The sequence below is a fragment of the Bradyrhizobium barranii subsp. apii genome (assembly GCF_011516635.5).
In the GTDB taxonomy this organism is placed as follows: domain Bacteria; phylum Pseudomonadota; class Alphaproteobacteria; order Rhizobiales; family Xanthobacteraceae; genus Bradyrhizobium; species Bradyrhizobium barranii.
Window position 1 is genome coordinate 7,626,809 of sequence record NZ_CP096255.1, and the last position, 23,842, is coordinate 7,650,650.

20 protein-coding genes are annotated in these 23,842 nt (G+C 63.3%); 11 read left to right on the forward strand and 9 right to left on the reverse strand.

Annotated features, from left to right (window positions below; all coding sequences use genetic code 11):
* Window positions 1–39: 39 nt before the first annotated feature.
* The gene (gene pgm, locus HAP41_RS36635) at window positions 40–1,686 is read right to left on the reverse strand and encodes a phosphoglucomutase (alpha-D-glucose-1,6-bisphosphate-dependent) (protein ID WP_166084404.1); all 1,647 of its coding nucleotides are present in this window, start codon (window positions 1,684–1,686) and stop codon (window positions 40–42) included.
* Between the two features lie 146 nt (window positions 1,687–1,832).
* Here pgm and HAP41_RS36640 point away from each other — a divergent pair, with 146 nt between their 5' ends.
* On the forward strand, window positions 1,833–2,975 hold the full coding sequence (locus tag HAP41_RS36640) for an alpha/beta hydrolase family protein (protein WP_166084393.1): 1,143 nt from the start codon (window positions 1,833–1,835) through the stop codon (window positions 2,973–2,975).
* Window positions 2,976–3,010: 35 nt separating this feature from the next.
* On the opposite strand, the gene HAP41_RS36645 is transcribed toward HAP41_RS36640, so the two are convergent.
* Window positions 3,011–3,826, reverse strand: a complete 816-nt coding sequence (locus tag HAP41_RS36645; protein WP_166084371.1) for a response regulator transcription factor — start codon at window positions 3,824–3,826, stop codon at window positions 3,011–3,013.
* A gap of 298 nt (window positions 3,827–4,124) precedes the next feature.
* Between HAP41_RS36645 and HAP41_RS36650 the strand changes: the two genes are divergently transcribed.
* Complete coding sequence (locus tag HAP41_RS36650) at window positions 4,125–5,282, forward strand: acyltransferase family protein (protein WP_166084369.1); 1,158 nt, start codon at window positions 4,125–4,127, stop codon at window positions 5,280–5,282.
* A 111-nt stretch (window positions 5,283–5,393) separates the two neighbouring features.
* Window positions 5,394–6,242: an MBL fold metallo-hydrolase gene (locus HAP41_RS36655; RefSeq protein ID WP_166084360.1), complete on the forward strand. Its 849-nt coding sequence runs from the start codon at window positions 5,394–5,396 to the stop codon at window positions 6,240–6,242.
* A gap of 25 nt (window positions 6,243–6,267) precedes the next feature.
* On the opposite strand, the gene HAP41_RS36660 is transcribed toward HAP41_RS36655, so the two are convergent.
* The 5 genes from HAP41_RS36660 to HAP41_RS36680 all read right to left on the reverse strand — a co-directional run bounded on the left by HAP41_RS36660 (window position 6,268) and on the right by HAP41_RS36680 (window position 11,944).
* Window positions 6,268–7,152 (reverse strand): aldose 1-epimerase family protein, encoded by an 885-nt coding sequence (locus HAP41_RS36660; RefSeq protein ID WP_166084334.1) that lies wholly within the window; start codon window positions 7,150–7,152, stop codon window positions 6,268–6,270.
* 125 nt (window positions 7,153–7,277) lie between these two features.
* A complete protein-coding gene (locus HAP41_RS36665; protein WP_166084326.1) occupies window positions 7,278–8,591 on the reverse strand; it encodes a UDP-glucose dehydrogenase family protein in 1,314 nt (437 codons plus the stop codon).
* 176 nt (window positions 8,592–8,767) lie between these two features.
* Window positions 8,768–9,718 (reverse strand): GDP-L-fucose synthase, encoded by a 951-nt coding sequence (fcl, locus tag HAP41_RS36670; protein ID WP_166084324.1) that lies wholly within the window; start codon window positions 9,716–9,718, stop codon window positions 8,768–8,770.
* Window positions 9,690–10,760 carry a GDP-mannose 4,6-dehydratase gene (gmd, locus tag HAP41_RS36675; RefSeq protein WP_166084292.1) on the reverse strand — a complete coding sequence of 357 codons (1,071 nt, stop codon included), beginning with the start codon at window positions 10,758–10,760 and terminating at the stop codon, window positions 9,690–9,692. Before gmd ends, fcl begins: the two co-directional genes overlap by 29 nt.
* Before the next feature lie 164 nt (window positions 10,761–10,924).
* A complete protein-coding gene (locus HAP41_RS36680) occupies window positions 10,925–11,944 on the reverse strand; it encodes an NAD-dependent epimerase (protein ID WP_038960118.1) in 1,020 nt (339 codons plus the stop codon).
* 317 nt (window positions 11,945–12,261) lie between these two features.
* Between HAP41_RS36680 and HAP41_RS36685 the strand changes: the two genes are divergently transcribed.
* The 3 genes from HAP41_RS36685 (at window position 12,262) to HAP41_RS36695 (ending at window position 14,587) form a co-directional block, all read left to right on the forward strand.
* The gene (locus tag HAP41_RS36685; protein ID WP_248577142.1) at window positions 12,262–12,534 is read left to right on the forward strand and encodes a hypothetical protein; all 273 of its coding nucleotides are present in this window, start codon (window positions 12,262–12,264) and stop codon (window positions 12,532–12,534) included.
* Window positions 12,438–13,328, forward strand: coding sequence for a glycosyltransferase family 4 protein (locus HAP41_RS36690; RefSeq protein ID WP_248577143.1), 891 nt, complete (start codon window positions 12,438–12,440; stop codon window positions 13,326–13,328). Before HAP41_RS36685 ends, HAP41_RS36690 begins: the two co-directional genes overlap by 97 nt.
* A gap of 98 nt (window positions 13,329–13,426) precedes the next feature.
* On the forward strand, window positions 13,427–14,587 hold the full coding sequence (locus HAP41_RS36695; protein WP_081369340.1) for a glycosyltransferase: 1,161 nt from the start codon (window positions 13,427–13,429) through the stop codon (window positions 14,585–14,587).
* Between the two features lie 11 nt (window positions 14,588–14,598).
* On the opposite strand, the gene HAP41_RS36700 is transcribed toward HAP41_RS36695, so the two are convergent.
* Window positions 14,599–14,742, reverse strand: coding sequence for a hypothetical protein (locus tag HAP41_RS36700; protein ID WP_166084269.1), 144 nt, complete (start codon window positions 14,740–14,742; stop codon window positions 14,599–14,601).
* Window positions 14,743–15,150: 408 nt separating this feature from the next.
* Between HAP41_RS36700 and HAP41_RS36705 the strand changes: the two genes are divergently transcribed.
* The 5 genes from HAP41_RS36705 (at window position 15,151) to HAP41_RS36725 (ending at window position 21,923) form a co-directional block, all read left to right on the forward strand.
* Complete coding sequence (locus tag HAP41_RS36705) at window positions 15,151–16,509, forward strand: polysaccharide biosynthesis/export family protein (RefSeq protein WP_225048340.1); 1,359 nt, start codon at window positions 15,151–15,153, stop codon at window positions 16,507–16,509.
* A gap of 160 nt (window positions 16,510–16,669) precedes the next feature.
* Window positions 16,670–17,962, forward strand: coding sequence for a glycoside hydrolase 5 family protein (locus tag HAP41_RS36710; protein ID WP_166105570.1), 1,293 nt, complete (start codon window positions 16,670–16,672; stop codon window positions 17,960–17,962).
* A gap of 32 nt (window positions 17,963–17,994) precedes the next feature.
* Entirely contained in the window at window positions 17,995–19,191 is a 1,197-nt protein-coding gene (locus HAP41_RS36715; RefSeq protein ID WP_166084268.1) for a glycosyltransferase family 4 protein, read from the forward strand.
* Window positions 19,192–19,248: 57 nt separating this feature from the next.
* On the forward strand, window positions 19,249–20,460 hold the full coding sequence (locus tag HAP41_RS36720) for a glycosyltransferase family 4 protein (RefSeq protein WP_166084264.1): 1,212 nt from the start codon (window positions 19,249–19,251) through the stop codon (window positions 20,458–20,460).
* A 71-nt stretch (window positions 20,461–20,531) separates the two neighbouring features.
* On the forward strand, window positions 20,532–21,923 hold the full coding sequence (locus HAP41_RS36725; RefSeq protein ID WP_166084245.1) for a polysaccharide biosynthesis protein: 1,392 nt from the start codon (window positions 20,532–20,534) through the stop codon (window positions 21,921–21,923).
* Window positions 21,924–21,925: 2 nt separating this feature from the next.
* On the opposite strand, the gene HAP41_RS36730 is transcribed toward HAP41_RS36725, so the two are convergent.
* On the reverse strand, window positions 21,926–23,149 hold the full coding sequence (locus tag HAP41_RS36730; protein WP_166084232.1) for a glycosyltransferase family 4 protein: 1,224 nt from the start codon (window positions 23,147–23,149) through the stop codon (window positions 21,926–21,928).
* Window positions 23,150–23,842 lie beyond the last annotated feature (693 nt).

Sequence of the window (23,842 nt, forward strand, 5' to 3'; positions counted from 1 at the left end):
TCGGAGCAGCAACCGAAGAGTCGTCCTGGGCTCAGTGCCCTACGCCCCGAACACCCTCTTCAGGCCCGCCTGGGCCTCTTCCTGAATCCGCTTCAGGTGCTCGGTGCTGCGGAAGCTTTCCGCGTAGATCTTGTAGACGTCCTCGGTGCCCGACGGCCTTGCGGCGAACCAGCCGAAATCGGTTTCGACCTTGATGCCGCCGAACGGCTGGCCGTTGCCGGGCGCCTTGCTCAGCGTGGCGCGGACGGGATCGCCGGCGAGGTCCTTGAGACCGAGTTGCTCGGGCGTCACGGACTTGAGGATGTTCTTCTGGGGCGCGGTGGCGGCGACGTCGATGCGCGCATAGTGCGGCACGCCGAGCTCGGCGGTGAGGTCGTTGAAGAGCTGGCTGGGATCGCGGCCGGTCTTGGCCATGATCTCGGCTGCGAGCAGGCCGAGGATGATGCCGTCCTTGTCAGTGGTCCACACCCCGCCGTCGCGGCGCAGGAACGAGGCCCCTGCACTCTCCTCGCCGCCGAAGCCGAAGCCGCCCGTGAGGAGGCCGTCGACGAACCATTTGAAGCCGACCGGCGTTTCGACCAGCCTGCGGCCGAGCTTCTTGGCGACGCGGTCGATGATCGAGCTCGACACCACGGTCTTGCCGATCGCGGCATCCTTGCCCCAGTTCGGGCGGTGCGCGAACAAATAGGCGATCGCGGTCGCAAGGTAATGGTTCGGATTCATCAGGCCGCCGGTGCGCGTCACGATGCCGTGGCGGTCTGCATCGGTGTCGTTGGCAAAGGCGACGTCGAAGCGGTCGCGCATCGCGATCAGGCTCGCCATCGCGTAAGGCGAGGAGCAATCCATGCGGATCTTGCCGTCCCAGTCGACGGTCATGAAGCGGAAGGTCGGATCGATCGCCTCGTTCACGACGGTCGCCTTCAGGCCGTAGCGCTCAATGATCGGATGCCAATAATGCACGGCGGCGCCGCCGAGCGGATCGATCCCGATATTGATTCCGGCGGATTTGACGAGATCGAGATCGACGACATTGCCGAGATCGGCGACGTAGGGCGTGATGAAGTCGTAGGCGTGCACATTCGCGGATTTGCGCGGCTTGGCGTAGTCGATGCGCTTCACGCCCTTCAGGCCGTCGGCGAGATAAGCGTTGGCGCGCTTCTCGATGACAGAGGTCGCGTCGGTGTCGGCCGGCCCGCCATGCGGCGGATTGTATTTGTAGCCGCCGTCCTCGGGGGGATTGTGCGAGGGCGTGACGACGACGCCGTCGGCAACGCCGCTAGTGCGGCCCTTGTTGTAGGTCAGGATCGCGTGCGAGATGACAGGCGTCGGGCTGTAGCCGCCGTCCTTGTCGATCATGATGTCGACGCCGTTGGCGGCGAACACCTCGACGGCGCTGACCAGCGCCGGCTCGGCCAGCGCATGGGTGTCGATGCCGATGAAGAGTGGGCCGGTCAGGCCCTTTTCTGTTCTGTAGTCACAAATCGCCTGCGTGGTCGCGAGGATGTGGCCCTCGTTGAAGCTGTTCTTGAACGACGTGCCGCGATGGCCGGAGGTTCCGAACGCCACCCGCTGCGCGGGATCGCCGACATCGGGCTTGCCGGCGAAATAGGCCGTCACCAGCCGCGGAACGTTGGTGAGCGCGTCCGGCGAGACCAGCTTGCCCGCCGCGGGATGAACATCAGCCACTGAAATATCCTCGTCCTGTCGTGCAGAGTTTGCGGAATACCATAGCATCGGCCGGACCCCCGCCAAGGGCACAACACGCGCGGCGGGCTGGCCGTTCCCGAGATCATGCTATGGTCTTTCAAATCGGGGCTTTTTCGAGTCGGGGCATGACGCTGTTTCACAGGCTCTTGGTTGTTCTGGTGGCCTGGCTTGCGACGGCTGGCGTCGTGCCCAATGCGATGGCCTCGGAGTTCTACACGGAAGACCTGCGCATTCCGATGACGGAGGCCGGGCCGCAGGGGCTGGAGGCCTTTCTGGTCCGGCCGGCCGGAACGAAGCGCTATCCGCTCGCGCTGCTCAGCCACGGCTCGCCGCGCAGTTTCGACGACCGCGCGACCATGTCGGCGCACAAATATTACGGGATCGCGCTCGAATACGCCCGGCGCGGCTTTGCCGCGCTGATCGTGATGCGGCGCGGCTACGGCACCTCGCCCGGCGGGCGCGTCGACAGCGTCGGCGGCTGCGCCAATGCCGCCTATCTGCCGGCGGCGGCGGTTGCGGTCGCGGATTTGCGCGCCGCGATCGATGCGATGGGGCGCAGGGCCGACGTCACGACATCGGGCATGATCGCGGCCGGCCATTCCGCCGGCGGGCTCGCCACCGTCGCGCTGACCGCGCAGGCGCCGCCGGGTCTGATCGCCGCGATCAGCTTTGCCGGCGGCCGCGGCTCGCGCGATGACGACGACGTCTGCAACGAGGATGGGCTGGCGCGGGCCTTCGCCATGTTCGGCAAGACCTCGCGCGTGCCGATGCTGTGGGTCTATGCGGCCAACGATTCGTTCTTCGGCCCCGATCTCGCGCGCCGCCTCTATGACGGATTTCGCGGCAATGGCGGTCACGCGAAATTCATTGCCGCGCCGCCTTACGGCGACGACGGTCACTATCTCTATTCGGTGGTGGGCCGCCCGCAATGGACGCCCTATCTCGACGCCTTCCTGCGCGAGCGCGGGCTCGGCCATGACATCCTGAGCCTTCCCGATCCGCTGCCGCCGCCGGGCCAGCTCAACGAGGCCGCGCGCGCCGAATTCTCGCGCTATCTCGCCAGCACCATGCCACATAAGGCTTTTGCGGTGTCGCCGAACGGCGGTTACGGCTGGCGTTCGGGCCGCACGACCGCCGACGACGCCCGGCGCGATTCGCTTAGCGCCTGCATGAAATGGTCGCCGACCTGCACGCTGTATGCGGTCGATGACCAGCTGGCCGGGGCGGCGCAAAGGACATCGACGGACCAGAGCGCCCGCGCGCGATAGGCGCGAGGGCGATCGGATCTTTCGACGGATGAGGGCTAGAGCCGCTCGCTGAGCGCGAGCTTGTAGCCGACGCCGGTGACGGTCGCGATCACGGGCGTGCCGCTGCCGACGAGCTTGCGCCGCAGCCGCGCCACCAGCGCATCGACCGTGCGGATATCGACCTCGGCCTGGCGGTTGCTGACGACCTCGATCAGATAGTCGCGGCTGAGCGGCCGGCCGTCGGCGCCGACCAGCGCCGCGAGCAGGTCGAATTCGGCGCGCGTCAACGCGACCGGCTTGCCGTCGCTGCCGAGCAGCTCGCGCCGGGTCAGGTCGATGATCCAGTCGCCGAAGGCGATCGAATTGTGGTTGCGCGCCGCCTTGCGATCGATCGAACGCCGCCGCAGCACGCTGCGCGCACGCGCGAGCAGGTCGCGCAGATTGATCGGCTTGGTGACGTAATGGTCGCCGGCGATCTCGAGCCCGAGGATGCGATCGACGTCGGTGTCGCGGCGCGTCACAAAGATGATGCCGGCGTTACTGGTCGCCTGGATCTCCTTGGCGAGCTCGAAGCCGTCGCCGTCAGGCAACTGCACGTCGAGGAAGACGAGATCGGTGCGCGAGCGCAGCGCCTGGCGGCATTCCGCGCAGGAGCCGGCGCCGATCACGTCGAAATTGTTCTCGCTGAAATAGCCAACCAGCATCGTCCGCGTCACGGGATCGTCTTCGACGACGATCAGCCGTTCGCGACCGGCAGGCCTCAATTCCTGACGTGCGGAATCAACCACGTTGTTGGATGTCCTGTGTGCTTGTGGCGCGGCTTGAAAGTTCAAGTCGTCGCGCAGCGCACTGTCCTGTGAACGAACATTCACGACTTATTCGAGCCCCCGAAATTTGCCTGCTGGAATACTAGGCGTGTTGTGCTGCCCGAACAATATTGGTCATGGTATTGGCGTATTAAGTATGAATTGCCCCACGATTCTCATCGCGCGCATCATCATGCCGGCGTGGCTCGTGCGAGCGACGACCAGCCTCCTCGACACCGCCGATCCCGTACATTCGGCATCGGACTCAACCGCTGGTTAACGTAAAGAAAGGCTTCGGCTTCGAAACAGCCGGCCGCGCCTCTATGGTCTCCGCTTGCAGATGCGAAACCACGGAGCAGGCGTGATGCAGGGGCAGGCCCGGTTGGCCGCCGAACGAACCGAGCAAGGTGCAACGCCTTTCGGCCGTTCTCACACGCTCGACGTCCTGCGCGGCCTCGCCATCGTCGGCGTGATGGCGATCCACGTTTCACAATCTTTTCCCTCAAATATCCACGCCGTCGACTTCGCCTTCATGTGCGGCTGGACCGGCGTCAACGTGTTCTACTTCGTCAGCGCCATGACGATGTGCCTGATGTGGACGCAGCGCACCGAAACCGACCCGACGCGCAAATTCTACATCCGGCGCTTCCTGCGCATCGCGCCGCTGTTCTGGCTCGCGATCCCGCTCTACCTGCTCGTCAATGGCACGGGTCCCAGCTACAACGCACCCAACGGCATCGGGCCGCACCAGGTGATCCTGACCGCGACGTTCCTGCACGGCTTCTGGCCGGACAGCGTCAACAGCGTCGTGCCGGGCGACTGGTCGATCGCCGCGGAAATGACGTTCTATCTCGTGTTCCCCTTCGTGATCACGGCCTTCGGATCGCGCCGCCATCTCTATCTCGCGCTCGCGATCGCGCTGCATCTCGTCAATGTCTGCCTGTTCAAGCCGTGGGCGTTCGCGCTGTTCTCGGCCTATTATGGTCCCGGCCACGAAGCGTTCGTGTGGAACGCATTGCACATCAGCTTCCTGAACCAGCTTCCGGTCTTCCTCACCGGCTGCGCACTGTTCTTCTCGCTGCGCGACGGCTTTGCGAAGTCGGACGCCGCGATCTTCGCCGCCTTCATCGCGCTGTCCTTCATCGCCGACCGCGCCACCGGCTCGCATGAATTCAACTATTTGATGATCAACCTCGTGCTCGGCGCGCTGGTTGCAGGTTGCATCCGCCTCGCGATCCGCTGCCGGCCGATCGAGGCGCTCGGCCGCAACTCCTATTCGATGTACCTGTCGCACTTCGCGGTGATCTACGGCCTGCGCCAGATCTGGCCGCTTGCGGACGGACTGGTCTCGCTGCTGATCGCCTATGCCGTCACCGCCGCGCTCAGCTATCTCGTCGCACGCGCGACCTGGCATCTGGTCGAGCGGCGCGCGCAGGATTTTGCGCATCGCCTGACGTCCGCGGGATCGGGCCGCTCGACGATCCGGCCAACCATTGCGGCCACTGTGGCCGGTCTGCACTGACGCGCGACTTGTCTAGCTGACGCCTTCGAATCTACAGTACGCCACGAAAGATCTTCAGACACGCCGGGGCGGCGTGATCAGGTCGACCGGCTTCACGCTGGAGTAGGCGCCATGGAAGTCATACTGCTCGGCACCGGCGGCCCACGCCCGGACCCGCGCCGCATGGCGACGACCACGCTGATCAGGCTCGGCGAGGAGAATATCCTGTTCGACGCGGGCCGCGGCGTCATGGTGCAGCTCCACAAAGCCGGCGTGCCGCTCGGCGCCATCAACACGGTCTTTCTCACCCATCACCACTTCGACCACATCGGCGACCTCTATGATGTGATGCTGAATTCGTGGATGCATGGGCGCAAGGACGATCTGCGCATCTACGGTCCGCCCGATACCGAACGGCTCGTCAACACGCTGATCACACAGGTCTACGACAAGGACATCGCCTGGCGGGATCAGGGCGAGCCGACCTTTGGCGGCTGGAAGCCGGTCGTCGCGACGGACATCATTCCCGGCCATGTCCTCGACACCGGTCGCTGGAAGATCAGCGCCGAGCTCGTCTCACATGGCGACGGTCTCGACATGTCGCCGGCGTTTCTCGCGCGCTGGATGTGCCTCGGCTTCCGCTTCGAAGCCGAGGGCAAGGTCATTGCGATCTCCGGCGACACGGTGCCCTGCCCCGGTCTCGAGCGGCTGGCTGAAGGAGCCGACCTACTGGTGCAGTGCTGCTTTCTCGCAACGCCTGAAATCAACAACGACCATCTCCGCCGGCTCGCGAAATACACGATCGCCTGCGGCGATACGGTCGGCAAGATCGCAGCCAAGGCCGGCGTTAAGAAGCTTGCGCTGACCCATCACCGTCCGCGCACCGACGATGCCATGCTGGATGCGTTGCTCGCGGACGTCAGGAAGGACTATTCGGGTCCCGTCGTGCTCGGCGAGGATCTCACGCGGATCGAGGTCTGACGGCTGCGCGATGCGCCGTCCGGTCTCAGGACGATCCGACCTCGATCCGGTACGACAGTTCTTCGTTCGCGCCGGCCGCGATGTGCATCAGACCCGGCTTGTCGCTGAACTCGCCTTCGAAACCGACGGGACTGGCATAGCCGCGCCAGGGCTCGATGCAGAGGAACGGCGCGCCTGTCGGTTTCGACCAGACGCCGAGCTCGCGAAAGCCGCGCCATGACATTTTGAGCCAGGGCCCGGCCCCCTGCCCGGCCGCATAGCGGACCGCATGGCTGTTGACGGGGTCGAGGATGACGGCGTCATTGGTGAACAGGGACTCCGACAAAGGAAGCACGGTGCCTCTGACGGGGCTCGGATCCGTTGCCGCGAGCAGGAGTCCGCCCTCGACACGGCGAACCGGAGACGGCTCCTCGTTCGTGAACGTCAGCGCGTAGCTCTCCTTCGACATTCCAGGCTGAAGCGGCCAGTTGAAGGCGGGATGGCCACCGAGCGACACCGGCAATGTCTCCTTGCCAGTGTTCACGACCGTGAGCGAGAGATCGAGACCAGCGTCGTCGATCGCATAGGTGGCCGTCAGGCGAAATGCGAACGGATAGTGCGCGCGCGTTGTCTCGCTGTCTTCGAGCGCCAGCGTGCAACGGTTCTCGCCGCGCTCTACCCACGCGAACCGGCTGTCGCGCGCAAAACCGTGCTGGGTCATCCGGTAGGTCTTGCCCCGGTGCCGCATTTCGTCATTGGCGAGACGCCCGACGATCGGAAACAGCAGCGGCGCGTGGCGTGGCCAGGCCGGCCCCGCCTGCCAGACAAATTCGACACCGCTGCCGTCCTTCAACGAGCACAGCTCGGCGCCGTGTGCCTTGATGGTCGCGGTGAGCCCGCCACTGCGGATCGTGTGCGTGTCGTCGGTCATGACAATCTCCATCGCGGCAACGCGGCCAAACGCGGCGACCTGATGCGGCCGGATCATATCGCATCAGAAACGATTTCGCCCGCCCCAGGATGAGGCGGGCGAAGCCGAACTTCAAACGACTGGCTTTAAGCCTGGGACGATCGCCCGATGCTCTCGTAGGTGAAGCCGGCGGCTTGCATCTCTTCGGGCGGGTAGATGTTGCGGAGATCGACGACGACGGGCTGGGTCATGGCCGCCTTCAGCCGGCCGAGATCGAGCGCGCGGAACTGCACCCATTCGGTGACGATGACGAGCGCATCGGCGCCTTGCGCGCAGGAATAGGCGTCCTCGCAATAGGTGATGTTCGGCAGCTCGCCCTTGGCCTGCTCCATGCCGACGGGATCGAAAGCCTTGACCGTCGCGCCCATGTCGATCAGGCCGGTGACGAGCGGGATCGACGGCGCATCGCGCATATCGTCGGTGTCGGGCTTGAAGGTGAGGCCGAGCACGGCGATGGTCTTGCCGCGCAAGCTACCGCCAAGCGCCTGGCTGACCTTGCGCGCCATCGCGCGCTTGCGGTTCTCATTGACGGCCAGCACGGATTCGACGATGCGCAGGCTCACGTCATAGTCCTGCGCGATCTTGATCAGCGCCTTGGTGTCCTTCGGGAAGCAGGAGCCGCCGAAGCCGGGCCCCGCATGCAGGAACTTGGTGCCGATGCGGTTGTCGAGGCCGATGCCGCGCGCGACCTCCTGCACGTTGGCCCCGACCTTTTCCGAGAGATCGGCGATCTCGTTGATGAAGGTGATCTTGGTCGCAAGGAACGCGTTCGCAGCGTATTTGATCATCTCGGCGGTGCGGCGCGCCGTGAACATCAGCGGGGCCTGGTTCAGCGACAGCGGGCGATAGACGTCGCCCATCACCTTGCGGCCGCGCTCGTCGGAGGTGCCGACGACGACGCGATCGGGATACTTGAAGTCGCGGATCGCCGCGCCCTCGCGCAGGAATTCGGGGTTGGAGGCGACGACGACGTCGGCCGCAGGGTTGGTCTCGCGGATGATCCGCTCGACCTCGTCGCCGGTGCCGACCGGGACGGTCGACTTGGTCACGACGACGGTGAAGCCGCTGAGCGACTGCGCGATCTCGCGCGCGGCGGCGTAGACATAGGACAGATCGGCGTGACCGTCGCCGCGGCGCGAGGGCGTGCCGACCGCGATGAAGACGGCATCGGCGTCCGCGACCGGCTTCGACAAATCGGTGGTGAAGTCGAGCCGCTTGGCCTTCACATTGGTCGCGACCAGCTCGTCGAGGCCGGGCTCGTAGATCGGAATCTCGCCGCGATGAAGCGCCGCGATCTTCTTCTCGTCCTTGTCGACGCAGGTGACGTCGTGACCGAAATCCGCAAAGCAGGCTCCGGACACCAGTCCCACATAGCCCGTTCCGATCATCGCGATTCGCATGAAAAACTCTTTCCGTTGAAGACGGATGTTCCACTGAACACCCTAGACCATTTCTGTATCCGGCCGCACGCCCAACATTAGGGCAGGTTGCTTCGCGAACCGAATAAACCTTAACCGCCGCGCGTGACAGGTGTTGCGGTCATCTCCTGAAATACGCGACATGCATTGGTTGCATTCTACGTATGCGACAGATACGCCGCGTAAGCGCGCCTCACGCCGTCCTCGAGCGAGGTCGTCGCGCGCCAGCCGAGCTTTGCAAGACGACTGACGTCAAGCAATTTGCGCGGCGTGCCGTCGGGACGCGAGGTGTCGAAACTGATCTCGCCGCCGTAGCCGACGATGGCGGCCACGACGCGCGCGAACTCGGCGATGGTGATATCCTCGCCGGTGCCGATGTTGACCAGCTCCGCGCTCGAATAGGTCTTCATCAGGTGCACGCAGGCATCCGCCATGTCGTCGACATAGAGGAACTCGCGCCGCGGCGTGCCGGTGCCCCACACGATGACGCTCTTTGCGCCTGCGACTTTTGCCTCATGGAAGCGGCGGATCAGGGCGGCGACGACGTGGCTCAATTCGGGGTGATAATTGTCGCCGGGGCCGTACAGATTGGTCGGCATCACGCTGATGAAGTCGCTGCCATACTGGCTGCGATAGGCCTCCGCCATCTTGATGCCGGCGATCTTGGCAATCGCATAGGGCTCGTTGGTCGGCTCAAGCGGGCCTGACAGCACCGAGTCCTCGCGCAGCGGCTGCGGCGCCAGCTTCGGATAGATGCAGGACGAGCCCAGGAACATCAGCTTCTCGGCGCCGTTTTGATGCGCGGCCTGGATCACGTTCGCGGCAATCGCGATGTTGTCGTAGATGAACTCGGCGCGCAGCGTGTCGTTGGCGACGATGCCGCCGACCTTGGCCGCGGCGAGGAAGATCACTTGCGGCCGCGCTTTCGCGAACCAGTCGAACACGGCGGCCTGGTTGCAGAGATCGACCTCGCGCCGGTCGACCGTGACGAGCTGCACGTCCTCCCGCGCCAGCCGGCGCACCAGTGCGGCTCCGACCATGCCGCGATGGCCGGCGACATAGACGCTCTTGCCCTTCAGCTCAAACGGTGCGTTTGCCACTGGCCGCATCCCGTTTTGCCTCCGCCAGGTCGCTTGCCATCATCTCCTCGACGAGCTGGGCAAAGCTCCGCTTCGGCGTCCAGCCGAGCACCTCGCGCGCCTTGCTGGCGTCGCCGACGAGGAGATCGACCTCGGTCGGACGGAAATAGGTCGGATCGATCTTCACCACGGTCTTGCCGCTCGTCTCATCGACGCCGGTCTCCTCGACGCCCTTGCCGCGCCAGGCGATGCGGCGGCCGACATGGGCAAAGGACAGCTCGACCATCTCGCGCACCGAGCGCATCTCGCCGGTCGCGAGCACGAAGTCGTCGGGCTTGTCGGCCTGCAGGATCCTGTGCATGCCCTCGACATAGTCCCTGGCATGGCCCCAGTCGCGCTTGGCTTCGAGATTGCCGAGATAGAGCGTCTGTTCCAGCCCGACCTCGATACGCGCGACGCCGCGGGTGATCTTGCGGGTCACGAAGGTCTCGCCGCGGATCGGGCTCTCATGGTTGAACAGGATGCCGTTCGACGCGAACATGCCGTAGGCTTCGCGGTAGTTCACCGTGATCCAGTAGCCGTAGAGTTTTGCAACGCCGTAGGGCGAGCGCGGATAGAACGGCGTCGTCTCCTTCTGCGGGATCTCCTGCACCAGGCCGTAGAGCTCGGAGGTCGAGGCCTGGTAGAACCGCGTCTTCTTCTCCATGCCGAGGATGCGGATCGCTTCCAGCAGGCGCAGTACGCCGATCGCGTCGGCGTTGGCGGTGTATTCCGGGCTCTCGAAGCTGACGGCGACGTGGCTTTGAGCTGCGAGATTGTAGATCTCGGTCGGCCGGATCTGCTGCACCAGGCGGATCAAATTGGTCGAATCCGTCATGTCGCCATAGTGCATCAGGAACGGCACGTTGCCGACATGCGGGTCCTGGTAGAGGTGATCGACGCGCGCGGTGTTGAACGAGGACGAGCGCCGCTTGATGCCGTGCACGACATAGCCGAGCGACAGCAAATATTCGGCGAGATAGGCGCCGTCCTGACCGGTCACGCCGGTGATGAGAGCGATCCGCTCAGCCATGGGCCCGCGCCTGGTTCGGGGTCAAAGAGGTTCAGAGGGACGGGATAACCACCGTTCGCGCCCGCTGACAAGGCCGCCGGCGGTCAAAAGCGCAAGAACCAGCGCAAGAACCGGCTTAAGAGCCGGCATTCCCGGGCGACACGCAGGTGCCGTCGCCCGCGGGATCAGACGCCGTGGTACTTCCGATACCATTCGACGAAGCGGCCGAGGCCATCCGCGATCGACGTGGACGGCGAGAAGCCGACGTCGCGCTGGAGCGCGGAAATGTCGGCGCGCGTCTCCAGGACGTCGCCGGCCTGCATCGGCAACAGCTGGCGGATCGCCGGCTTGCCGATGATCTTCTCGAGCGTCTCGACGAACTCCATCAGGTTGACCGACCTGTTGTTGCCGATGTTGTAGACGCGATACGGCGCATAGCTCGACGAATTTTCCGGCCGCTCGGCATTCCACGCGGGATTCGGCGCCGCAGGCCGATCGAGGGTGCGGATCACCCCTTCGACGATGTCGTCGACATAGGTGAAGTCGCGCCACATGTCGCCTTTATTGAAAATCCTGATCGGCTCATTCGCGAAGATCGCGCGCGTGAACAGATAGGCGGCCATGTCGGGCCGGCCCCACGGGCCGTAGACGGTGAAGAAGCGAAGCCCGGTCACCGGCAGCTTGTGAACATGCGCGAACGTATGCGCCATCAGTTCGTTAGCCTTCTTGCTTGCGGCGTAAAGGCTGACCGGATGGTTCACCGAATGCTCGGTCGAATACGGCAAGGTGCGGTTGGCGCCATACACCGAACTCGACGAGGCGTAGACGAGATGCGCCAGACCATGGCGCCGGCCGGCTTCGAGCACGGTGACAAAGCCGTCACAATTGGCCCGGATGCTGGTGATGGGATCGTCGATCGACGCGCGCACGCCGGGCTGCGCCGCCAGATGCACGACGCGATCGGGCGAGACCTCGTCGAAGACGCGCGTCACTGCGGCGAAGTCTGCGAGATCGATCTTGTGGAATTTGAACCCTGGATGGTGTTCGAGCGTTGCGAGACGCGCACGCTTCAGCGCGGGATCGTAATACGGAGTGATTGCATCGATGCCGACGACCTGCTCGCCACGTGCCAACAGCCGTTCACAAACATGCATTCCGATAAAGCCGGCAGCGCCGGTAACGATCACTGGCCGCAAAGTTGTCATCTCGTTCATTCCGCGGAGCATTGCCAGACCAGGACATGAGAGGCAAGGTTTGGACAGTCACGACAATCATCAAATCAGTCGGCCCATGTAAGCGCATCGAAATGTGTAGGAAACATGATGGCGTCATGCACCATCGCATGCTATCCGCCTGCAAGGATGCTCGGACGATAGCGCCACATGTGCTAGACGTCATAGGACGTATATTCGGCGCCTGATGCTCAGTCTTCGGGCATTGTTCGCGCAAGAACCCGCAAAGAAAAAGATCGACTTTGAAACTCTCCATCAACGGCAGGTTCCTGTCACAATCGCTCACGGGCGTGCAGCGCTACGCCGCCGAGATCGTCAAGGCGATGGACCGCTTGCTCGCGAGCGGAGAGGCTCCGCAGCAACTGCTGGATGCAGAGTGGCAAATCCTTGCGCCGCCGAATGCGCAGACGCTTCCAGGTCTTCGCCGCATCGCCATCAAGCAGATCGGATCTTTGCAGGGGCACGCGTGGGACCAGATCGATCTGGCGCGCGCCGCGGCCGGCACCCGTCTCGTCAGTCTCGCCAATTCCGGCCCCGTACTCCACCGCGCCATCTCGTCGTGATTCACGACGCGCAGGTTTTCCGGCGGCCGGACTTCTTCAGCTGGCGCTACCTCGCCCTACACCGGACGCTCGGCCATCTGCTGGCGCGCACGGCAACGATCGCAACAGTTTCGGCGTTTTCACGCAACGAACTTGCCGAGGTGCTGTCGCTGGATCCGGCTTCGATCCCCGTCATTGCGAACAGCGCGGAACATTTTGCGACCGTCGCGCCCGACTTCTCGATCATCGACAAGCTACGTCTTGCGCCCCATCAATTCTTCCTCTTCGTCGGCTCGATGACGAAGAACAAGAATGTCGATACGGCCATTCGCGCCGCCGAGCAGCTTGGCCGCGCCGATTTTCCGCTGGTCGTGGTCGGTGGCGATAACAACAAGGTGTTCGGGGGCGCGGCCGCGGAATCGAGGGCCGGCGTCGTCATCGCCGGGCGCCTGAAGGACGAGGAGATTGCCGCGCTGTTCTCCCGGGCCGCCGCATTCGTGTTTCCGAGCCTTTATGAGGGATTCGGCGTGCCTCCCCTGGAGGCGATGTTCTTCGCCTGTCCGGTGATCGCGAGTTCCGCCGATGCCGTGCGCGAGACCTGCAACGATGCCGCCGTCTATTTCGATCCGCTCAACGCGGATCAGCTGTCGGCACGAATGCGCGAAAGAATTGAACTCGGCAGGATCTCGCCGGTGGAACAGGAGAAGCAGCGGCAGCGCCTTATGACATATTCCTGGGCCAAGTCCGCCGCAGCGATGCTCGAATTCCTCGCCAAGCCGGCATCCCGATCCACATCCGACCGTGCGAAACAATGACGCGGCCCGATTATTGCTGCTTAGCGAGGTTAGACGTGCGTCTGCAAGATCCGGCGTCTCCAGTATCTGGCGCCTTCAAGACAAGGAAGGAATGACCGTTGTCCAGCGGCCTGAAGATTCTGCATGTCGCCGAAACGGTCCGTGGCGGCATCGCGACCTACCTCAACGAGCTGCATCCGCACCAGAGCGCGAGCTTCGGCCCCGGCAACGTCAACTATGTCGTTCCCTCCGACCATCGCAGCGACCTGGTGAACATCGAGGACGACGCGGTCACCACGTTTCCGCGCGACGGACGCAACGCGGTCGGCCTGTTTCGCATGCTGTTTGCAACCATGCGCGCGGTCCGGCAGCTTCGTCCTGACGTCATCCACCTGCACTCGTCGTTCGCCGGGCTCGTGGTGCGCCCGGTGCTCTGGCTCACCTATCGGCGCTCGCGCATCGTCTATTGCCCGCACGGCTGGGCCTTCGGCCGCGAAACCGGCCGCCTCAGCCGCGAGGTGACGAAGTTCACCGAGCTCGTGCTGTCGAAATTCACCCATCGCATCGTCTGCATCTCGGAAAGCGAGCAGGCCGACGCCAAGCAGGTCGGAATCGCGGCGAATCGCCTGGTTCTTGTGCACAACGGGATTTCCAAGCAGCGTCCTGCGCTCGACAAGGGCGCAGCGCAATGGCGGTCGGAGAAGATCAAGGTCCTCTTCATCGGGCGCCTCGACCGTCAGAAGGGCTACGATCTCCTGATCGAGGCGGCGCGCGCGCTCGGAGACAAGCTCGACGTGCGCCTGATCGGCGCCTCGGTCGTCAGCAAATTCCGCAGAAGCGATCTGCCCGCCAACGTCTCTTTTCTGGGCTGGATGAACCGCAACCAGATCGAGGCCGAGCTCGACCAGGCCGACATGGTCGCGATTCCCTCGCGCTGGGAGGCGTTTGGCCTGGTCGCCATCGAGGCGATGCGGGCGGCCAAGCCGATCATTGCCTTCCGCATCGGAGCCCTGCCGGAAATCGTCGAAGACAATGCGACGGGCGTGCTGTGCGACGAAGTCTCGGCCGAAAAGCTGGTTGAAGGTTTTCAACGCGCAACCAGGCTCGACCTGGCTGCGGTCGGCCGTGCCGGATATGAGCGTTTCACCCGCCTCTACGACATCGAGCAGACCCACCGCACGCTCAGTCAGGTTTATGCCGACGTCGTGCATGTGCGGATGAGCGAATCCGGGCAGCAAGCGAAGTTGCAGTCCGATTTCCCGAACAATCTGCGATCGTAGCGACCGGCTGATCAGGCCAGCCGGCGGGCATCGCCCTGCGCGAACTCGCCGTCATTCACGCGTTTATCGGAGAACGACCACGCAATGGCCGATGCGACGATCATCGCGCAGGTGAGAAAGCCGGCCGCGAACAGCAGTGATCCGGTGTGCAACATCGTCTTCGCCTTCCTTTTGTTTGGCCGACCACTAGCCGGATCAGGATTAGGAAGACCTTACGGACGCCAGCGTGACGCCAGCTTCCAAATCTAAGCGTTAACGGAGGTGGAATCCCGTCGCAGAAACATTGGTCCGATGACCCGGCGAGAACGTCCGCTCTGGCGCCATGCCCGCCGCAGGACGACGAAAACACAACGCAGGATCACTCAGGACGGGATCCAACACTTGAAGTTCATGGCGATGTCATCTCGCGACAATGCCGTCGCATCTGCATGTCCGTCGCCGCGCGCTGCTCATTGGTTCGATCGCAGTCTCAATCGTGACATCGATCTGACACGTGTATGTATGGTTTGCGAACTGCTTATTTAAGAGGATGTTCCGCACAAATTTTGGACAGAGATCTCGGCGTGTATCCACGTTCACAAGTGGCAGCAAGGTCACAGCCACAAGTGCTTTACCATAAAGTCGAAGACGTAGCAGTGACTCCGCAGCACGGGATTTGTACGGTGATTCCGATTTTAGATGAGTGCGAGGGAATAGTGGTGGCTAAGACCGAACGTTTTGATTTTGATTTCGGTATTAGCCGAATCCTGGCCGCTGCTGCGATCAGCTTCTCCTTGACGGGTTGCGGTAGCTTCATTCCGTTAGACGCTCCTGATGCCGTCGCGACGCAAACAAATGCAGCGCTGATCACCGAGCCGACCGCGCCGCTCGCCTATGCCCTGATGCCGGTCAATCCGGCGATCCTGCAGGCGACCAACGCGTTCACGGACTCCGCCGGAATGGTGTTCTCCCGCCTCCCCGGCGGCAACTATCGCGACGTCACCATCGGCATCGGCGACATCGTCACCGTGACCGTTTATGAAGCGCAGGCAGGCGGCCTGTTCATTCCGCGCGAAGCAGGCGTGCGGCCGGGCAACTTCGTGGACATTCCGCGCCAGCAGGTCGACCAGTCCGGCAACATCAACATCCCCTACGCCGGATCGATCAAGGTCGCAGGGCTGACGCCGCGCGCCGTTTCGAACATCATCCGCGAGCGTCTCAAGGACCGCGCCATCGATCCGCAGGCCGTCGTGAGCGTGGCCGAACAGCGCGGCAACCAGATCAGCGTGCTCGGCGAAGTCAACTCGCCGCTCCGCTTCCCGGTCGATCCGGGCGGGATTCGCCTGATGGGCGCGATCGCGCGCGCCGGCGGCCCGAAATATCCGTCCTACGAGAGCACGATCACGATCAAGCGCGAGGGCCGCACCTACAGCGAGACGATGTCCTCGGTCGTGCACAACCCCAACGAGGACGCGCTGCTCGCTCCAGGCGACGTCGTCTTCCTGACCCGCATTCCGCGCGTCTACATGGTGTTCGGTTCGACGCCGTCTCCGGGATCGATCGGCGGCACCAACAACCGTCGTTTCACATTCGAGAACGACAACATGTCGCTGGCTGAAGCCATCGCGAAGGCAGGCGGTCTCGACGGCGCCCGTGCGGACTCCAAGTCCATCTACGTCTACCGTTTCGAGCCCAAGCCGCTGCTGGAGAAGATCGGCATCGCCGTATCCCAGTTCCCGACCAAGTCGGTCCCTGCCGTCTACAAGTTCGACATGAGCAAGCCGGACGGCTGGTTCCAGGCGGATACGTTCAGGATGCGCGATCACGACGTGATCTCGGTGGCGGAATCGCCGTCGATCGAATTCATCAAGCTCATGGCCCCGCTGAACGCGGCAACCGCCAACGCGGACAACATCAGCTCGGTGGTCGTGAACTCCAAATAGCCCAACTCAGCGCGCTCAATGACGAGCGTGCGGACAAGGCGGCCCCACCCCATTGGGGCCACAGAAGAGTATTAGCCTTGTCGGGTTGACGCGAGCAGGAGTGGACACGAGCGTGACCGAGCAAAACAGGAAACGCGCCCTGCGTCGTTTCCGGATGTTGATGTGCGGGCTCTGCGTCGCGGCCGGCCTCTCATATCCTGCAGACGCACAGAATGCGCAGCCGCTCGATCAGCGCTTCCTGCTGGGCGTCGGCACGCACCAGGGCCTCGGCGGCGTCACCAGCGCCCGCGGCTATGTGCCCGCGACCGCCATCAAGCAGATGAAGGAGCTGGGGGTCACCTCGTTCCGCGACGACTTCCCCTGGTCGGATTTCGAGCTGCCCGGCAAGCGGCTCGGCTTCAATGCCCTGAACGGCCGCCTCGAGACCCAGATCAGGTCCGGCGTCGGAATCCCGCTGCTCATTCTCGGGACCGGGCATCATCTCGTCCCGAATTCCGATCCGCCGACGACCGACGAAGCGCGCCAAAGATTCGTCACCTATGCCGCGACAGCCGCGCAAGCGGTCGCATCACGGCAGCCGATCTTCGAATTGTGGAACGAGTACAATCTCAGAGCGCGCGCGGAGCCGCTGTTCACCGTCGAAAATTATGTGACGCTCGCCCGATCGGTGCAGCCCGCGGTCAAGCAGGCGGCGCCGTCCGCGCCCTTCGTGGTCGGAGCACTGGGCGACGATCCCGGCTGGAAATGGACCGACGCCCTGCTGAAGACCGACCTGCTTCGTATCGCGGACGGGATGTCCATTCACATCTACAACCATTGCTTACCACCGGCCGGGCGGACCGCAGCCGAGGCGATCGAACGGCTGCAAAATCTTCATCAACGCGTCGCACAGGCGACCGGCAATCCCGACTATCCGATCTATCTGACCGAAACGGGCTGGCCGACACCAAGCGCGAAATGCGGCGTGACCGAGCAGCTTGCCGCCGACAATATGGCGCAGATCATCCTCTGGGCATCGACCGCCGGACCCTGGCTCAAGGGGATATGGCTCTATGAGCTGAAGGACAGTGGGACGAAGCCTGGTGAACTGGAGGACAATTTCGGCATTTATCATTTCGACAATTCGCCGAAGCCTGCCGTGTGTTCCATTCGCGAAAGCTGGGCCTTCATCCGCACCAGCCTGAAGTCAACGCGAACCACGCCGGCGACCGGCGTCGTGCAGATCCGCAGTGACAGTGGATCGGAAACGAAACTCGCGCTTTGGTCGGAGACTGCGTCGAAGCGCTTCGAAGTTCGATTAAAAAATGCGGAACCTAATGCCGAGATCAGATATGTATGTCAGCAAGCGCCGGGCCCTGCCGCCGGCGCCTGGACGGCGTTATCGACAACGCCGTTGCTTGTCAGCGTCAAGGGCACGGCCGTGCCGGATTTCGAGATCCGGCCATCGAACTGACGCTGCGGCGGGCTGCTAATCCGAGGCTATCCTTGAAAATACTGATCGTTAACACGCTCTATCCGCCCGAGATCATCGGGGGCGCCGAAGTGTCTGTGTCGCTGCTCGCGGAGGCGTTCGTCCAGCGCGGCCATCAGGTGTCGGTGGTCTGCCTTCAGAACAAGCAGGAACGTACGATCGACGAACTCAAGGGCGTGCGCGTATACCGCGTGCCGATGGACAACGATTACTGGCCGTTCGGCAACGACAGGAAGCCCTCCTCGGTCCAGCGCCTGAAGTGGCATCTCAAGGACACATGGAATCGCAAATCCGCGGCGCGGTTCGCCGAAATTCTCGACATCGAGAAGCCCGACGTCGTCCACACCAACAACCTCACGGGCTTCTCGGTCTCGCTGTGGTCGGAAGCCAGGCGGCGCAACATCAGGATCGTGCACACCCTGCGCGACTATTCCCTGCTCTGCAAACGCTCGACGCTGTTTCGGGGCGATGCGACATGCGCACAGCGCTGCACCGTCTGCGCCGCCATGACGTCGCCTTATCTGCTAGCCTCGCGTATGGTCGATGCGGTGGTCTCGAACAGCCAATTCGTGCTCGACCAGCACACCAGGCTGAAATATTTCCCCGGCACCGATGGCCGCGTCATCTTCAACATCGCCGATCCAAGCTCCGTGGTGCCGTCACCAGCTTCGAGCTCGGATGATCTGATATTCGGGTTCATCGGGCGGCTCGAGGCTGAAAAAGGTATTGAGGTAGTCCTCAAGGCGGCCGAGCAGCTTCCCGACCAGGGCTGGCAACTGAAAATCGCCGGAAAGGGGCTTGAGGATTACGTGCGGGGGCTAAAAAGCCGCAGCGGAAAGAAGGTCGAATGGCTTGGCTTTGCCAAGGCAGCCGAATTCTATGCCAGCATCGACGTCTGCCTGGTGAGTTCGGTCTGGCCGGAGCCGCTGCCGCGCACGTTGATCGAAAGCATCAACGCAGGCCGAGCGACGATTTGCTCGACGGCCGGCGGGATTCCCGAGATCGCGGGGTTTTCCAATATGGTTGGGTCCTACGAGCCCAGCGATCATAGGCGACTGGGAGAATTGATGCTGAAGGCCGTCAACGAAAGGTCACACTGGAAAGTCTCGCGGCCTCCGCAGCCAGGATTTGCCGAGAGGTTTTCAGCGGATTCAGTGACAGGACAATATTTGGACGTCTATTTGAACAACAATCGAACCAACCGGCAATAAGCCGAAACGGAGATTTCAGCAAAGCCATTTGGCAGGATAGCTGGACAGACCTTTTCGATGAAGATCCTTATCACGTCATCCCTCTATCCAACGCCATTGGCACCGAAGGTGGTCGGTGGCGCGGAAACGTTCGTCCGCCGCCTCGCCGAGACCCTGGTCGGGCAGAACGACGGCGTGGAAGTGATACGTGCCGCGTCCGCATCGAACCAGCAGATGGAGACCTGCAACGGCATCGACGTGTATTCGGCGCCCGTACACAACATCTATTTCCCTTTCGCCAAGCAGCACAGCTCGCCGGTGCGCGGCATCTGGCACGCGATCGAGGACTGGCAGACAATGTCGGAGCTCGTTGCGGCGCGCATCAAGGCCTTCAAGCCTGACATCCTGCACTCGAACAATCTCTCCGGCCTGACGACCGCGGTGTGGCGGACCGCCGCCGAGCTCGGCATTCCGGTCCTGCACACGCTTCACGACTATTATCTCACCTGCCCGCGCTGCTCGCGCTTCTCGGACGGACATGCCTGCGAGTCGAGCTGCATGAGCTGTCAGCTCCTGACCCTTCGCCGTCGCGGGGCGACGCGACATCTGGACGCCGTCGTCGGCGTCAGCCAGCGCATTCTCGACATCCATACGCAGCTCGGCCTGTTCACGCAGACACCGCTGAAGATCGTCATTCGAAACGCCTCGACCGCCGACGTCGGCAACGCAGACGCCGCGATGGTCGACGGCACCGTCACGTTCGGCTTCATCGGACGCCTGACCGAAGAGAAGGGCATCTACAATCTCGTCCGCGCCATCGCGACGATTCCGCCTGACCGGTTTCGGCTCGTCATCGCAGGCCACACAACCGAGAGCCAGCAGAAGCAGCTCAAGGCGCTCGCTCCGAATGCACGGATCGAATTTCTCGGCTTCGTACAGCCGAAGCAGTTTTACGAACAGGTGAACGTCGTGGTCGTACCCTCGGTCTGGGAAGATCCCTGCCCGCTCGTCGTCGCCGACGCGCAGGCCGCCTGCAAACCCCTGCTCGGCACGCCGTTCGGCGGCATTCAGGAAGCAATCAAGCCCGGCGTGACCGGCTGGCTGACGTCGCCCGATCCCGCCTCGATCGCCAAGAGCATTTCGGCGATCATCGAAGCGCCGCAGCAGATCGTGGAGATGAGCGAGCGATTGAAGTCCGGCATCGACAAATGGGTTTTTGACGACGTCGTCGCCGGCTATCGCAACGTCTACGACGAGCTCACGCGCGGCCGCGGCACGCCTCGCACATAGCCGAGTCTGACGCAGATGCCGCCAATGGCCCCCAACCATCCCGCCATGTTCTTTCTCACGCATTGCCAGACATGATCAGCCTGCTCGCATTCGGCAGCTATATCTACCAGAGTGCGTCCGCGATCATTCTGATCTTCGCCGTCAGCCATATCCTCTCGCCGGCCCAGTACACCTCGTTCTCGCTGGCGCTGGCGACGAGCCAGTTGTTCTGCGTCTTCGTGTTCGAATGGCTGCAGCTGGCCGGCGTTCGTTTCCTCGCCGCAGCTTCCGGAGAAGAGGCCGCGCGCCTGCGGTTCTCGCTGTTCAGCGCCGGGCTGCTCAGCGCGCTGGTGCTGCTGCTCGTCGGCGGTGTGGCGGGACTGCTGGGCACGCTCGAGACGAGCGTCGTCGCCCTCGCGCTGGCGATGGCCGTGCTGCAAGGCGCCACCGACCTCTATTTCATGATCGTCCGCGTGTCCGATCGACTGGGGACCGCGTCCGTCCTCCTGATCCTGCGTGCCAGCGTGCTTCTGGCCGGCGCCGTCGCGGGCGCGCTGCTCCACGGCACGGCTGCAGCGACGCTGTGCGGCATGGCCGCGAGCTACGGCGCGGTGCTTCTCCTGAGCCTGGTCGTGCATCGCACCTCGCTACGGCGCGCGTCGCGACACGCCATGCTGACCGACTGGGGCAATTTCTGCCGCTACGGCATCATGGCTGCGGCCGCCTCCGTCATTCATCTCTCCGTACCCGTCACCTTGCGCCTGATCGTGATCGCCACGCTCGGCCGGGCGTCGACCGGAGCGGCCGGCTTCTCGATGGCGATCGACCTTCTGCAACGACCGTTCTCGGTCCTGGTGGCCGCCATTCACACCGTCTGCTATCCCAATGTCGTAGTCCAGTTCGAGCGCGGCGTCGACGGCGAAGCGCGCAGGGCAACCGCCCGCATGCTCGAATTCATCCTCTGCGCGACGATCGTGATGCTGGGCGGGCTGATCGGCCTCCTGCCCGACGCGGCGCATCTGTTCGTGCCCGCCGATCTGCTGGTCGATTTCCTCAACGCGGCGCCGGTCGCGGCGATCTTCTACTTCCTCCACACCCACCTTCAGGCCACGCTCGCGATCGTGCCGCATCTGACCAAATCGGCGACGAGGCTGGTGGTCGTCGCGGCGTGCCAGCTGGTGCTGGTGTCGGCGGCGTCCTCGATCGGCGCGTTGCTGCACATATCGGTGGCGGGACAGATCGCGAGCGCGGCATTGGCCTCCGCCCTCATCATCCTCTTCGCCAGCGGTCCGCTGATCCGGTTCAGGGCGGCGCCAAAGGCGCTGCTGATCCTGGAAGCTACCGTCGCGGCCGCCGCGATCGCGATGCTCGCGGCAGCTCCGTCGGTCTCCCTGACCTGGCTCGCGGGAAAGATCGTCTTTGCCGGCCTCGCCGTCGTTCTGGTGACGTGGCGAGGCGATCTGCTGGCCTCGGCACGCAGCTAAGATCAGGCCTTCACCGCGTGAGCCAGCGGGTTGCCGCTGGTATCGCCGGTCAAACCGTAGATCCTGAGGGTCTCGTCGACCATCGGCCCGACACCGAAATATTGCTGCGCACGCGCAAGAGCATTGCGCGACAGCGCGGCGCGCATCGCGGGGTCGGCCACCTTCTCGAGCGCACCGACGAGCGCGTCGACGTCCTCGAATGGCACGATGAAGCCGGTCTGGTCCTGGATGATCTGATCAGTCGCGCCGCCCGCCGGAGTCCGGACCGGAACGAGGCCCGTCGCCATGGCCTCGGCAACGCCGAGCGGAAATCCCTCGAACCGGCTCGGCAGCGCGAACACGTCGGCGGCCCAGAGGATTTCGCGGACGTCGCCCATGAACCCGAGGAACTTGAAGGTGTCCTTGTCCTTCTCGCCGGCATAAGCGAACGACTTGATTTCCTTCTCGCGCTCGGCTCCACCGCTGCCGACAAAGTAGCATTTGATGTCGATCGGCGGAGAACTGGCGCCGTCGCGAATCTTGCGCGCCGCCTTGATGAGGAGGTCGTGGCCCTTCACCCAGGCGAGACGGGCCGCCAACAGGCACATGAACTCACCGTCGGCAACGCCGAATTTCGCGCGCGCATCGCGGCGCTCGGCATCCGAGGGCGGCCGGAAATGAACCGTGTCGACGCCGCCATAGACCTTGGCGATCCGGTTCTTGCCGAACAGCACGTAGCGGCGCAGATGCCGGAGCGATTCCTCCGACATCAGAATGAGGGTGTGGGGAAAGAAGAGGTTGAAGAACAGGACCTGGACCGGGCTGAAGGTCGATTGCGGCGCATTCTGCACCTTCTCGATGTTCCCGAGCACCGAGGGATGATAGGTCGCAACACAGCGCGCGCCGGTCAGCAGCGCGAGCAGCCGGCCCCACATCAGCATGCCCAGCCCGTGGACGTTGATCACGGTGATGTTGTTCTTCCGGATCAGTTTCAACAGCTGCATGAAGATCGACAGCGAGGGCAACTTCCGAAGTCCCGGAATGACGTTCCATTCCTTGACGGCCGCCGCCAGCTTCTGACGCTTGTATTCGGACTTCTCGTCCGAGCGAACGGCACCGGAGACCAGGTGGATCTGCACGCCCCGGCCATGCAATCCCGTGGCCAGGGTCTCGCAATAGGATGCAATCCCGTCATTGCAATTCACGACCTCAACCAGAAACATGACATTCGGGGCGGGATCTTGCATGGGAATGGCCTTACTCCGTTCAATCGACGACATTTCGGTCAGTGCTTAGCGGCAAATTCCATGCCGTGCCAGCGGTTTGCCCGCAACAGTATTGCGCGCCTAACATATTGACGTTGCGGATCTGCGACACTCCGCCCCGGCACTGCAGACGACGTCCGAAGTCCGCTTCTCGGGTTCGGCGCCTTGCGCCCGAAGTCGGCGTTCCCTTCAAATTCCGCAAGCAACGCCCGGTTGAAACGTCCCTCGGCCCCTTGCCCGCCGGGTCCACGACCGATTGTCCCGCCGTCGACGCACCGATCGCCGCACCTCGTGCACACAGATTGGACCTCTCATCTGGTCGGCGTCGTTCGTTCGACTGGCCCTGCACATCAACGAGGCGTTTCTTCATCGGCCAAAGACAGACTCGATATCCTTCTGCATTGACGTCGACACGAATGTCGCAGCGACCAGGAGAGAAAACAAAACTCCGGTGGCGAGTTCCATAGATTTACTTTCTCGCTTCCCGACTGCACGCGGGAAAATTCGGAAGCGCGCTGCAAGCCTTCAACGCCCGAACAACTGTCACATTCGAAATTCGATCGATATTTTTTGCGGTCGTGACTCTCAGGCAACTCGATCCGCCCACGCCACAGGCTTAACAGCGCTTAACACAATAGATTCGAAGCAAGGCTGCTCGCGCGACAAGCAAATGCG

What these genes read in the sequence shown, in the direction of transcription:
- gmd (WP_166084292.1), bottom strand. Translation starts at nt 10,760, where the DNA reads ATGGCTGAGCGGATCGCTCTCATCACCGGCGTGACCGGTCAGGACGGC.
- HAP41_RS36720 (WP_166084264.1), top strand. Translation starts at nt 19,249, where the DNA reads ATGAAGATCCTTATCACGTCATCCCTCTATCCAACGCCATTGGCACCG.
- HAP41_RS36665 (WP_166084326.1), bottom strand. Translation starts at nt 8,591, where the DNA reads ATGCGAATCGCGATGATCGGAACGGGCTATGTGGGACTGGTGTCCGGA.
- HAP41_RS36725 (WP_166084245.1), top strand. Translation starts at nt 20,532, where the DNA reads ATGATCAGCCTGCTCGCATTCGGCAGCTATATCTACCAGAGTGCGTCC.
- HAP41_RS36680 (WP_038960118.1), bottom strand. Translation starts at nt 11,944, where the DNA reads ATGACAACTTTGCGGCCAGTGATCGTTACCGGCGCTGCCGGCTTTATC.
- HAP41_RS36650 (WP_166084369.1), top strand. Translation starts at nt 4,125, where the DNA reads ATGCAGGGGCAGGCCCGGTTGGCCGCCGAACGAACCGAGCAAGGTGCA.
- HAP41_RS36700 (WP_166084269.1), bottom strand. Translation starts at nt 14,742, where the DNA reads ATGTTGCACACCGGATCACTGCTGTTCGCGGCCGGCTTTCTCACCTGC.
- HAP41_RS36660 (WP_166084334.1), bottom strand. Translation starts at nt 7,152, where the DNA reads ATGACCGACGACACGCACACGATCCGCAGTGGCGGGCTCACCGCGACC.
- HAP41_RS36710 (WP_166105570.1), top strand. Translation starts at nt 16,670, where the DNA reads ATGTGCGGGCTCTGCGTCGCGGCCGGCCTCTCATATCCTGCAGACGCA.
- HAP41_RS36640 (WP_166084393.1), top strand. Translation starts at nt 1,833, where the DNA reads ATGACGCTGTTTCACAGGCTCTTGGTTGTTCTGGTGGCCTGGCTTGCG.
- HAP41_RS36730 (WP_166084232.1), bottom strand. Translation starts at nt 23,149, where the DNA reads ATGCAAGATCCCGCCCCGAATGTCATGTTTCTGGTTGAGGTCGTGAAT.
- fcl (WP_166084324.1), bottom strand. Translation starts at nt 9,718, where the DNA reads ATGCGGCCAGTGGCAAACGCACCGTTTGAGCTGAAGGGCAAGAGCGTC.
- HAP41_RS36655 (WP_166084360.1), top strand. Translation starts at nt 5,394, where the DNA reads ATGGAAGTCATACTGCTCGGCACCGGCGGCCCACGCCCGGACCCGCGC.